The 13,046-nt window shown below is 43.1% G+C and carries 9 protein-coding genes; 6 read left to right on the top strand and 3 right to left on the bottom strand.

The genetic code is table 11. The features are described 5' to 3' along the window. The first annotated feature begins 594 nt into the window (after positions 1 to 594). The 4 genes from FQ084_RS07010 (at position 595) to FQ084_RS07025 (ending at position 5,544) form a co-directional block, all read left to right on the top strand. Entirely contained in the window at positions 595 to 1,995 is a 1,401-nt protein-coding gene (locus tag FQ084_RS07010; RefSeq protein ID WP_149489916.1) for a 3-oxoacyl-ACP reductase, read from the top strand. A gap of 400 nt (positions 1,996 to 2,395) precedes the next feature. Then, positions 2,396 to 3,310 (top strand): MaoC family dehydratase, encoded by a 915-nt coding sequence (locus tag FQ084_RS07015; protein WP_149489917.1) that lies wholly within the window; start codon positions 2,396 to 2,398, stop codon positions 3,308 to 3,310. 48 nt (positions 3,311 to 3,358) lie between these two features. Continuing rightward, positions 3,359 to 3,910, top strand: coding sequence for a beta-lactamase hydrolase domain-containing protein (locus FQ084_RS07020; protein ID WP_149489918.1), 552 nt, complete (start codon positions 3,359 to 3,361; stop codon positions 3,908 to 3,910). A gap of 179 nt (positions 3,911 to 4,089) precedes the next feature. Then, complete coding sequence (locus tag FQ084_RS07025; RefSeq protein WP_149489919.1) at positions 4,090 to 5,544, top strand: serine hydrolase domain-containing protein; 1,455 nt, start codon at positions 4,090 to 4,092, stop codon at positions 5,542 to 5,544. A gap of 45 nt (positions 5,545 to 5,589) precedes the next feature. Here FQ084_RS07025 and FQ084_RS07030 read toward each other — a convergent pair whose 3' ends face one another. The 3 genes from FQ084_RS07030 to FQ084_RS07040 all read right to left on the bottom strand — a co-directional run bounded on the left by FQ084_RS07030 (position 5,590) and on the right by FQ084_RS07040 (position 9,925). After that, a complete protein-coding gene (locus tag FQ084_RS07030; protein ID WP_149489920.1) occupies positions 5,590 to 6,840 on the bottom strand; it encodes a cation:proton antiporter in 1,251 nt (416 codons plus the stop codon). Positions 6,841 to 7,055: 215 nt separating this feature from the next. Continuing rightward, positions 7,056 to 8,966: a dihydroxy-acid dehydratase gene (ilvD, locus tag FQ084_RS07035; protein ID WP_149489921.1), complete on the bottom strand. Its 1,911-nt coding sequence runs from the start codon at positions 8,964 to 8,966 to the stop codon at positions 7,056 to 7,058. Positions 8,967 to 9,145: 179 nt separating this feature from the next. Further along, positions 9,146 to 9,925 (bottom strand): hypothetical protein, encoded by a 780-nt coding sequence (locus tag FQ084_RS07040; RefSeq protein ID WP_262880688.1) that lies wholly within the window; start codon positions 9,923 to 9,925, stop codon positions 9,146 to 9,148. A gap of 225 nt (positions 9,926 to 10,150) precedes the next feature. Here FQ084_RS07040 and FQ084_RS07045 point away from each other — a divergent pair, with 225 nt between their 5' ends. After that, a complete protein-coding gene (locus tag FQ084_RS07045) occupies positions 10,151 to 10,588 on the top strand; it encodes an HIT family protein (protein WP_149489923.1) in 438 nt (145 codons plus the stop codon). A 344-nt stretch (positions 10,589 to 10,932) separates the two neighbouring features. Beyond that, positions 10,933 to 12,978 (top strand): BCCT family transporter, encoded by a 2,046-nt coding sequence (locus tag FQ084_RS07050; RefSeq protein ID WP_149489924.1) that lies wholly within the window; start codon positions 10,933 to 10,935, stop codon positions 12,976 to 12,978. The last annotated feature ends 68 nt before the right edge of the window (positions 12,979 to 13,046 follow it).

Consider the following 13,046-nt stretch of genomic DNA (forward strand, 5'->3'; position numbering starts at 1 on the left):
AAAAATGCTTAAAACGTTTCAGGCAAATTGTATTCAGATTTTATTACTGTTATTAGATTGCAGCATTTATTCGGGCACATATTACACAACAAGGTGGCTCATCATAAGGCGTTTTTTAAGACCTTACTGTATATCTTTAGCAAATGATGTGACGCTAATTTTAAGCTATCGCAAGCTTCAATGATAATCAACACTAGACAACATCAACAGATTAGACTGGCTGGTACTGATTATTTGCATTGCATAAAGCGCTATTTGATAATATATTGTTATCTATAAACGCATTTGCCATAACTTATAAGTTAGATTTTAGCATAAGTTGGGCATTTTGAACGTGAGAAGAAGTTGCCATCTTGTATACTGGCTTGTCTACAGATTGTTATAGACATTGGTGGCTTTTGGACTTGTTTTGTATGGAAGTGTATAGTTGAGGCAGTTGTAAGCCCACTTACTAAATACTAATAATTTTTATCAATGCTGGGGCTGGTGAGTCTTTATAATAGGCGCATTGCATTTTTGTCTACTATTATTTAACCGTTAACTCTTAATTTATTTATAAATTCTTATTCTACTCATTAACTATAGGATTATATTATGTCAGACCGTTATGGTGATTTTGTTCAGTCTTCTATTGGTAAAAAAGTGGCAAAAAACTTAGGCTTGCCTATGCCAGTAGATCTTGATCGTTTTGATAGTGGCCAGCCGTTAGTACGTGGAAGCTTATTGGTTGGTCGTGCTAATGGTGACAATACAGCGATCAGTGAGTCAGTAGCCCGTATTTTGTCAGAACTGCACGCTGAAGTGTTTGTAAATAGCAGTGATAATGTGAAAGATGCACTGTCTGATGCTGGCGTTAAAGCTAAGGCCAATACAGGTGGCGATGATAAATTTAAAGTTCTATTATTTGATGCCAGTAATATCAGTAACGCTGATGAACTGAAACAAGTGTATGAATTTTTTCATGCCGTTGCGCGCCGCGTAGAGAAATCAGGTCGCGTTATTGTCATCGGTCGTCCGCCAGAAGATATTACTGATATCGAAGCAGCAATGGCTCAGCGTGCGCTTGAAGGTTTTGTGAAGTCTGTCGGTAAAGAGTTTAAGCGCGGTATTACCGCCCAGCTTATATATGTTGAAGAAGGCGCTGAGAAAAACCTAGATTCAACATTACGCTTTTTCACCTCAGCACGTTCAGCTTACGTTTCAGGACAAGTGGTACGTGTTAGCAACGGCGATAATGTTGAGGTTGATTGGGCACAGCCTTTGGGCGGCAAAACCATGCTAGTCACAGGCGCAAGTCGCGGTATTGGCGAAGCAATTGCCCGTGTCTTAGCACGCGAGGGCGCTCATGTTATCTGTCTTGATGTGCCACAGCAGCAAGCTGACTTACAAAAAGTTGCGAGCGAAATCAGTGGTTCAGTCTTAACCGTCGACATTACCAGTGAAGATGCGGGCAAAGAAATCGCAGAAGCCGCGCAAAAACGTGGTGGTTTAGATTCAGTGATTCATAATGCTGGTATCACGCGTGATAAGACGCTTGCCAACATGGATGAGCAAAAATGGGATATGGTTATTAATATCAACTTGGGCAGTATTGCCAAGCTTAACCGCTACTTGCTTGATAACGATGTGCTAAAAGAAAATGCGCGAATTGTTTGTGTCTCATCAATCTCAGGTATCGCTGGTAACTTAGGTCAAAGTAACTATGCGACTTCTAAAGCAGGTGTCATTGGTTTGGTCAATGCCACTGCTAAGCAACTAGAAGACAATGCGAAAGGTATGACCATTAATGCCGTCGCGCCGGGATTTATCGAAACGCAAATGACAGAAGCGATTCCATTTGCCATTCGTGAAGCCGGTCGCCGCATGAACTCAATGAGCCAAGGCGGTTTACCAGTAGATGTGGCCGAAACCATTGCATGGTTTGCCTCACCAGCTTCTGGTGGTCTAAATGGTAATATCGTACGCGTTTGTGGTCAAAGCTTATTGGGTGCTTAACAGACACATGAGGCAGGCACAGTTTTGCTTAATAAAATAGAGGATCGATCTCAATTAAGCCTGTAGTAAGTATATGATATCCAGTGAGATTTTGGTTTTAGCTCACATATGCTTACGAAAAAATTGCTGATATATTGTAATAAAGCTGCCCTAGGGTGGCTTTTTTATGATAAAAACACAGTAATAATAACTTGCCTTGTTTCTCATAGGTTTTGTCACTTTGGCGAACGGTTATTACTTTAATCATAAATAGCTGTATTGGGTAAAAGGAATGCCTATTTATTGGGCAAAATTACTTTTTAATAAACGCTTATATTAATTAAAGCCCTTACCAATAAACGAATGCATCGCATTTTACATCTAGCCAGAAAATTTGCTCAAGCCACACTTAGGATTTATTATGTCAGACAAACATTATGATGCGCTGCCAAAAGCGCATACCACTTACGCTAATATTGTTAAAAGTTTATTGCCTATTGGTAATAATGGTAAAGTCAGTCGCGATCAATTGCCACAAGCGACGTATTATGTAGACGACTTACACATTGATCAAAGCAATCTCGATGACTACCGTAAGATTTGTGGCTTCACTGATAATGGCAAAGTGCCTGTGACGTATTTTTCGGTCTTATCACAAACGCTGCAGATGAATATGATGGTGAAAGAGCCGTTTCCATTTGCCATGTTAGGATTGGTACACGTGGATAATAGCGTGACTCAGTATCGTCCTATTGGTGAGCGTGAAACGGTTGCCATGGCAGTGAAATTTGATAATTTACGTGACCATGCCCAAGGTCAGCAGTTTGATTTTGTCACGACTGTTAAATCAAACGATGAAGTTATTTGGGAAGGGACGTCTACTTATTTATCACGCGGCAAAAAATCAAGCAGCAAAGATAAAAAAAGCACGCCGCGTCCAGTAACCGTTAAGCCACCAGTCGATGAAGACGGTGTGCACAGTATCTTCGAAGTGCCAGAAGATATCGGTCGCCGTTATGCGTTTGTTTCAGGTGACTTTAATCTTATACATTTGCATCCGCTCTCAGCACGCGCGTTCGGTTTCCCTAAAGCCATTGCTCATGGCATGTGGTCGAAGGCTAAGTGTCTTGCTTTAATGGATGAGTTGCCAGATGCTTGTACGGTAGAGGTATCATTTAAGTTACCTATCTTTTTGCCAGCTGAAGTAGAGCTTATCGCGGAACCAGTCGCACAGCTCAAAAATGCAGGTGATACCTGTAAGTTTGGCTTATATAGCGCTAAAAACCACAAGCCGCATCTTGCAGGTGTGATTAAACTACAGGGTGAAAACCAGTAAAACAGACCAGCTTCTTAACATTCATATTTTACGAACATCTCAATAATTATGACTTTACATGAAAATGCAACAAGCGCAGCTGAGCCTAATAGCGTAGCCGTGATAAATCAAAGCGCTGCCAATGATCAGAATGATGCTAGCGCTGTGGATAATGGTATCAATCTAGAAGATATTTTTGAGCCTTATTTTCGTCCTGAGGAAAACACCATTGTATGCGGTGCACTGGATGAAGCAAAAGTAGCTGCTTTGGCGGCCGCTGGCGTTGAGTTGGTGCTTAACTTGCAGCCTGATGATGAGCTAAGTTTTGATGAGCGAGCGGCGGTCGAGGGTTCTGGCATGGCTTACGAGCAGCTACCTATCAGCGGTGTGAATGATTTAAAACAGCTAAAGATATTGGCATTTGATAACATTCTACGTCAGCATCATGGCAAAAAAATTGCCATGCATTGTGGCTCTGGTAATCGTGCTGGTGCTGTAATGGCACTGCGTGCTGGCTGGCTACGTGGGCGTAAAATAGATACCGCTATGGAACGTGGGCGTAGTCATGGTTTAACTAAGCTTGCAGAAGAGGTCCATAATCGCTTATTAGTCCCGCGCTAAACTCTGTAAGTTAAGCGATGGGTATGATGAAGTATTATTAGATAATACTCATCAGTATGGCTCAACAAAAAGGCGACCACTAGGTTGCCTTTTTGTTGAGTCAATTTCATCAGCCGGTATTTTTTTAAGTGTAATGACCGTCTCTTATAACTTAGATTAACCAATGAAGCGAGTAAGCAATGATAAAAAATAATGAGAAAAATAACTATAAAAATGACAATGAATCGATTGAAACAATTGCATCTATTGATTCTGACCTTCAGCAGCGATTACAACAATTGCTAACAGATTTACAGCTTGATGATGCGCCAGCTGGTGGCGCATTGGTGGTTTATCAGGCGGGGCAATGCATTGCAAAAGCCAGTACGGGAATGGCACGAGCGGATTTGCCATGGAGGCCTGATACTTTATCGCTTAATTTTTCGACGGGTAAAGGTGTTTTGGCGACTTTGGTGCATGTGTTGGTCTCACAGCAATTACTCAATTATAACCGACCAATTGCTGAGTACTGGCCAGCTTTTGCCGCCCAGGGAAAAGAGCAGATTACTTTACGTAGCGTGATGTCGCATCAGGCCAATTTGTTTTCGATTCAGAGTATCGATGTCGATAATGAAACCGTGCTCGATTGGAATATGATGCTAGAGAAAGTCGCCGCCATGCCGATAACAGCGCCAGAAGAGAGCGATTTATATGATAGCGCTTATAGTGCATTGGTTTATGGTTGGGTCTTGGGTGGCGTGATAGAAGCCGTTACCGATATGTCGTTAGCTGAGGCACTGCGTCACTATTTGACAGAGCCTTTAGGGATTGCAGATAGCTGTTATTTCGGGGTGCCGGAAAATAAGGTAAAAGACGTTGCCCATTTGGTTAAATATTTTGAAAAAGCAGAGCAAGAAGACAACTTAGAAACCCATCAACAAGACGGTCAACAAGGCAGCCCAGAACAATCGCGACCTCGCCGCAATAAGCCAGTATTAAGAGCAGACTCTGCCAATACCTTATACACTTATACAAATCTACCGAGCTATAGTTGTTGGCAAAAAATCGCGACAGCCAATCAAACAAGCGCAAATGAAGCTACAAAGGTAGATGGGCTACCAAGTCTAGATACGGCAAAAATTAATCGCTTATACTTTAATAATAGCCAGCTCAATTTAAAAAATTATAAATCAGCCCTTGTACTGGCCAATAAGCAACCTATTGATTATTATGATAAACGGACTCTACAAGCCATCATTCCTGCTGCTAATGGGGTGGCTTCAGCGCAAGCACTGGCGACTATTTATGCCATGCTAGCCAATGGCGGCGTATGGCAAGGTAAGACACTGATTGATGAGGCAACTTTTAAGCAGCTATCAACCCTACAAGTTACCGGCATGGATGCGGTGATGCCGGCGAAAATGAACTGGCGTTTGGGCTATCATCGCAGGTTTAGTATTTGTCACAGCGAAGCTGATCATGATAGAGCACAAGGCTTCGGTCATATGGGGTACAACGGCTCGGTCGCTTGGTGTGATCCTGAACGCCAACTGTCATTGGCCTTTATCCATAACTTTGATGTAACGATGCTCAATGATATTCGTCAGTTTGCGTTGACGGAAGCGCTATTAGGTCTGATAGATGCTGAGATTTAATGAGCATTAATGCTTTATGAATATCTGTTTTATGGATGAAAAATGCTATTCGTGCGTTTTATTCGGCGTCATTTTAAGCAGTCTAGTGGCACTTAAACCATGGATAAATATAGAAGTTAAAATCACAATTGAACACACTATCCAAAGTTTAAGGGCATCCTCATTATTAAAAAATCCTTGATTGAGCGCATAAGATAAATAATATAAGGTCCCAATACCGCGAATACCGAGGGCAGAAATAGCATATTTTTCGGTACGTGGGAGATTCAATCCTGATAAAGCTATAAAGCCGCCAATAGGACGAATCAGTAATAAAAAGGTGAAGCTGACAATATAGACGCGCCATGTCAGCTCAACCCCAGCTTGCAAGCCTTGACCTAAAAACATGCCAAAGATGACCAATACCAGTGACATCAGTAAACCTTCTGATTGCTCAGCGAAATCGTGCAGTTTGTGATGATAGCTGTGTTTATGCTCTGAGCGCCGAAAGGCAAAGGCTGCTACAAACACCGCAATAAACCCATAACTATGGACATATTCTGCGAGTCCATAGGCAAGCAATGTGATGGCAATGACCACATACCCTTGGGAAATAGTGGTGTTGTGACTGTATTTTGAAAAGACCAGTTTTGCTAAAACTTTACCAACGACAATCCCAACCACCAAACCTGCACCAATTTTCCAGAGCACATCATGCGTGAACCAAGACCAAAGCATCTCACCCGTGAACTGCTGACCTCCGTTATAGGCTTCCGCTATCTTAATCGCGAGATAAACAAAAGGAAACGCTAACCCATCATTTAGCCCCGCTTCTGATGTTAACGTAAAGCGCGGTGCGTCTTCGCCACCGGTATTAGGCGGCCCAACTTGAATGCTAGAGGCCAGTACAGGGTCAGTCGGGGCAAGTACAGCGCCAAGTAATATAGCAGCACCTAGCGTCAAACCAAAAGCATAATAGCCTAGGACGGCCATCGCAAAAATACCAATCGGCATGGTAATAAGCAGTAATCGGACGGTCGGACGCCATAATCGCCATGACAGCTCAGTGTCAATCTTGATACCTGCACCCACCAATGAAACCAATACGACAATCTCGGTCAGTTTTTCGATAATTAGACCATTATCAATTGGGTTTAAAAAAGACAGGCTGGTCCACCAATAGCCCATCAGTAAACCGAAGCTCACCTGTAACATAGGTAATGAGATGGGTGTGCGTTTAAAAATAATAGGAAACAGCGCCCCAAATAAAAAGGCAATGCCGCAGACCAATAAGAATAAATTGTAGTTTTCAATCATAAGCTTGATGCACGCTATTTTATTGGGTTTAAAATTTGATATTAGAGGGTGTTTAATAGCCCTTAATAATGAAGGTAAACGCTTTTCAATACCGCAAAAAAACGTTATCAGAATAGCGGCTACGTTGTTTTTTGGTGAAAAAAAAGCCTGCATAGCGCAGGCTTAGTCTTACTTTAAAAATATACTTTTATAAAATTATCAGCAAAGTGCTTGGTTTAACGCTCAACCTGACTAACATCACGTACAGCGCCCGTATCAGCACTGGTGGTCATCGCCGCATAGGCGCGTAGGGCAGGAGTCACATGACGCTCCCGGTTTACAGGTTTCCATGCTTTGCTACCACGACTTTCCATTTCTTCACGGCGTGCGGCCAAATCAGCATCGCTAACTTGCATATTAATCGTACGGTTTGGGATATCAATATGAATGGTGTCGCCTTCTTGCACTAAACCAATCGCACCGCCTTCAGCAGCTTCAGGGCTGGCATGACCAATAGACAAGCCTGATGTACCACCAGAGAAACGGCCGTCAGTTAATAGCGCACACTCTTTACCCAAGCCTTTTGACTTTAGGTAAGTAGTCGGATAGAGCATTTCTTGCATGCCCGGTCCGCCTTTAGGACCCTCATAGCGAATGATAACCACATCACCTGCTACAATTTGATCATCAAGCACCGCAGCGACGGCGTCATCTTGTGACTCAAATATACGCGCGCGTCCAGTGAAAACCAAGATGCTGTCATCGACACCGGCGGTTTTGACCACACAGCCACGCTCAGCAATATTGCCATACAGGACCGCTAAGCCGCCATCGGTTGAATATGCATGCTGAGCACTACGGATACAACCTGACTCACGGTTGACATCAAGGTTTGACCATTCTTTTGATTGTGAGAACGCTTCAGTGGTACGGACGCCACCAGGGGCTGCGATATAGCGTGCACGTGCTTCAAGATTGTCAGGATTCATAATATCCCATTTATCAATCGCTTCTTTCAGCGTGGCACTATGAATAGTCGGCAAATCGGTGTGGAGCAAACCAGCACGGTCAAGCTCGGCCAACAGCGCAAAGACACCGCCAGCACGATGCACATCTTCCATATGATATTTTTGTGAAGCAGGGGCAACCTTAGCAAGGCAAGGCACACCGCGACTTAGACGATCGATATCATGCATTTTAAAGTCGACTTCAGCTTCATTAGCGGCAGCCAGCAAATGTAAAATAGTGTTGGTTGAGCCACCCATGGCGATATCTAGAGTCATCGCATTTTCAAAAGCTGCTTTTGTGGCGATAGAACGTGGCAATACAGAATCATCGTCTTGCTCATAGCGGCGCTTGGCCAACGACACAATCGTGCGCCCAGCTTCTAAGAACAGCTCGCGACGTAGCGAGTGCGTTGCTAATAGAGAACCATTACCTGGTAATGCCAATCCTAATGCTTCGGTCAAGCAGTTCATAGAGTTAGCAGTGAACATACCTGAGCACGAACCACAAGTCGGGCAAGCTGAGCTTTCAATGGCTAGCACGTCTTCATCGCTGATGTTGTCATCAGCAGCATCCATCATTGCATCAACGAGGTCAAGCTTGCGAATGGCATTGCCTTTACTATCAGTGCTATGGACGTCGCTAACACCATCATTATTATGGCTATGAGCTACGGTACTGGCGATAATTTTACCCGCTTCCATTGGGCCACCTGAGATAAACACCACGGGAATATTAAGGCGCATTGCGGCCATTAGCATACCAGGGGTGATTTTATCGCAGTTAGAGATACACACTAACGCATCGGCACAGTGAGCATTGACCATATACTCAACTGAGTCGGCAATCAAGTCACGACTTGGCAGTGAGTACAGCATACCGCTGTGTCCCATGGCAATACCGTCATCGACGGCAATGGTATTAAACTCTTTTGCGACGCCGCCTGCTTTTTCAATCTCACGTGCGACCAATTGTCCCAAATCTTTTAGATGCACATGACCCGGTACAAACTGCGTAAAGGAGTTGGCAATCGCAATAATCGGTTTGCCAAAGTCGCCGTCAGTCATGCCAGTTGCACGCCATAGGGCACGAGCACCGGCCATATTACGACCGCCAGTAGAAGTTTTTGAGCGATAATCCATGTGATATTCCTTACAAATGAGCGAGATTTATTAACGTGTGCAGCATCCGCTGTCATACTGATAGTGTGCTTTTTAAGCAGTGTTAGTACTAGTGAATAATACTAAGTCGTTACCATACCATTAGATATGAGTAACTGAAAACTATCAACCCATCGCGTTTAAGACTTGAGGGTCAATATTTAGGCAAGGCGCTCTAAAATGGATGCCTCGAACCAAGGTAGCTCGCCTTTATCCGCTTCTAGTTTGGCGATGACGACCAAGGCGTGAGTCGCTGGCAAGAACTGATAGTCAGAGCTGGCATCAATAGTTAGTATTTGCTCATTATTTTCAGCTTGCTCATCAATACTGATTAACGCAGGTTTGGCGTTTTTATAAAGGACGTCAATACGACCAAAAAACTGCCACTCTTTAAAGGCGGCAGTAAGCGCATCCGCTTTATTTTTGGTATAGATTTGCTGGGTGTCTTTGCCCGTATTGGTCCAATGTAGGCGTACGGCCAATTGCAGCGCTTCACTGAACACTACCAATGAGCCAATTACTTTGACATGCCAAGGGCTGGTGATGAGCGCTTTATCGATACCTATCAGGGCGGCAGCCTCATCAGCTGTCATCGAGGTATTAAACTGCGCAAGCAATGACGGCGTTAGCGGATAGGTTTGTTTGATACTGTCATCCAAACTATCGTAATGATATAAAAAGGGCAGCGGCATATCCTGCGTGATGATTTTTTTACTGATTTTGCAATTATGGATACGCCAACTGATTGCCTTATCGGTCAGTGCTTCAGCTAAGATAATGGTGTTTGGATCAAGAGTTTGCGCACGAGTTGCAACGTTGGTGCTTTCTACCTCAGTATCAATGCTAACTTGATCTGTCGCATCTGTTGTAGAGCCAGACGGCAGCGTTGTACGAGAGGGTTCTGAATAAGTGGCGTTGTTATCTGATGATTGAGTTGGCAAGGCAGTCAAATCCATAAACGTAGGGTGATTAAAATAGAGGATTAATATAACATTTAAAGCGCATCCTTCGTCAATCAATTAATCGTTACATTTACGGATTGCTGAATCGGCGCTGTTAATTTATCAGACACTTGTACTAAGCTCATATTTCGTCCACTATATTTGCTTAGATATTTACCCTTTAATACCGATAACCAAGTACTGATAACGAATTAAGGAATAAAAATGAGTCAAGATAACCAAACTAAATACGATGACAATAATATCTTTGCCAAAATGCTCAACGGAGATATTCCCTATCATAAGGTTTTCGAGGACGATAAAACCTTGGCTTTTATGGATATTATGCCGCAAGCAAAAGGTCATGTATTGGTGATTCCTAAGCAAAAGGCGATCGATTTAACAGACCTTGAGCCAGAATATGCCGCCGCGGTATTGATGACGGCCAAAAAAGTCATGCAAGCGCAACGTCAAGTATTTGAGCGTGAGGGTATTATTCAAATGCAGTTAAATGGCTCGCAAGCAGGGCAAACTGTTTTTCATTATCACGTGCACCTGATTCCATCGAGTATTCATGAGCTAGGTCGTCATGCCGTCACGCAAGCAGATCAGGGTGAACTTGCTGAAATGGCAAAACAGTTAGCAGAGATTATTAATGCTTAGTTTTCTAATTTAGGCATTAATAAGAGCATTGATAAATATAAGCATCGATAAGAAGGCAGCTAACAAGTTGCCTTTTTTATTGCTGAGTAATAGTCATGTAACAAACGTTAAAATAGTGTTACGAGTACTAAGTTGCTTTGGGAATTAAGGCAAAATTATGCTAAAAGTTGTTTTCAACTTAGCACTTGCACTCATTAGCATGGTTAAGCGAACGATTGCTAAGTGAGCTACTTATAAATGAGTTATTGATAGAAGATGCATTTTGTCCGATTTCACAAAACTTAGTATTAAAAATTCTACCAACAAAATAATTCCCACAAAAACAATAGCATAAGAACCAGCCTATGAAGCATAAAAAATTTCGCTCCACTATTTTGATGCCGGTATTCATACCGACAGCTATCGTTATGATTTTATTGGTCATAGGCGCTTCTATTAATCCAACAGCGGCCAGTAATCTATTCGGTGAAGTGCTGAGCTTTACCACTGAGACTTTCGGTTGGTTTTATATGCTGGCAACAGCGCTATTTTTGATATTTATTGTGGTGCTGGCGTTTTCGCCTTATGGCAATATTAAGCTTGGTCCTGATCATGGTGAGGCGCAGTATAATTTCATTGAATGGTTTGCGATGTTGTTTTCGGCAGGGTACGGTATTGCATTGCTGTTTTATGGTGTCGCTGAACCGGTGCTACATTTTGCAACGCCGCCTCTGTCAGAGCCTCAAACCATTGCTGCTGCCAAAGAAGCGATGCAGATTGCTTATTTTCACTGGGGTTTTCATATTTGGGCGATCAACGGTGTTGTCGCGTTGACGTTGGCTTATTTTGCTTTTCGTCAAGGTTTGCCTTTATCAATGCGCTCGACGCTTTACCCTATTATTGGTGACAAAATATACGGGCCTATCGGTCATGCGGTAGATGTATTTGCTATCTTGGGCACTTTATTTGGGTTAGCAACCAGCTTAGGTATTTCTGTCTCGCAGATTAATACGGGCTTAAATTATTTAGTCCCTAGTATCCCAGTGAATACTACCGTACAGGTCATTGCCATTACTTTAATTACTGGTTTGGCTCTGATATCAGTATTGGCCGGTATGGATAAAGGGGTCAAACGCCTGTCTATCTTGAATATGATACTGGCAACATCGCTGATGTTGTTTGTGTTTATCGTTGGTCCTTCCGTATTTATTCTAAATGCCTTTATGGAAAATACGGGCAGTTATTTGGGCAATATCGTTGAGCGTACCTTTAGCTTACAGGCTTATCAGCAGGGTGATTGGATCACCAGCTGGACGCTGTTTATCTTCGCATGGACGATTTCGTGGTCACCGTTTGTCGGCATATTTATTGCTAAAATCAGCCGTGGTCGCACCATCCGTGAGTTCATCGCGGGTGTGATGCTGGTACCGACAATTTTTACCTTCTTTTGGTTTGCCGTATTTGGTGATACGGCGCTAAATATGATTATGGTACAAGGCTATGAGTCATTAATTACTGAAGTACAGAATAATCAAGCGATTGCTTTGTTTAAGCTACTTGAGAATCTACCTTTTACGCAAGTAGTGTCAGCGCTGGCAGTCGTGCTTATTATCACTTTTTTTATCACCTCGTCTGATTCAGGGTCCTTAGTTATTGACTCGTTAGCAGCAGGAGGTCGTAGTGATACGCCAGCGTGGCAGCGCACGTTTTGGGTGGTGATACTAGGCGTTGTTGCCTCTGTGCTTTTGCTGGCAGGGGGTCTACAGGCACTACAAACGGCGGCTATCGTCAGCGCCTTGCCGTTTACTATTATTATTCTGATCGCTATGTACGGTATGTGGAAAGCGTTACGCATCGAGGGGCATCGTGATGAGAGTTTGGCGAACGAGAATCATTTGCCGCCCCATCTGCTTAAGCTTGATGCTTGGCGTGATAGGATTGATTACATCACTGAGCAAGCAAGTCGCGAGGATGTTTTAGATTATATTAAGGGTACTGTCATGTCATCGATGACTGAAGTGGCTGAAAAGTTTAAAGAGACTGGCTGGCTACCTGAGGTGAACTACGATGACACAAATAATCGAGCGGTATTGGAGCTGCAACGTGGCGATGACGTGGAGTTCTGGTATGAGGTACGCTTGACGCATCGAGATGCGCCTGACTACTATAAAAAAGGTAAAACCACTAACACATCACAAGAACACTCTTACCGCGCACAAGTTTATCTGCGCCGTGGCGGTCAGACTTATGATTTGTACGGCTATCAGTCTGAATCAGTAATTAACGACATCATCGATCAGTTCGAAAAATATCTGTACTTTTTAGATGAGTCACCTAATAGCTTACCTTGGCGTATGCAAGAGCATGATGATGACATTACCTTAGAGCAGGGCAGTGTGTTTGATAGATAGTTGGTTTGGCTATTAAAATTTAATACTTATTAGGGCAAGTTATTCACGTGAATGACTTGCATTAAAGT

This window comes from Psychrobacter sp. ANT_WB68 (assembly GCF_008369115.1).
Classification (GTDB): Bacteria; Pseudomonadota; Gammaproteobacteria; order Pseudomonadales; family Moraxellaceae; genus Psychrobacter.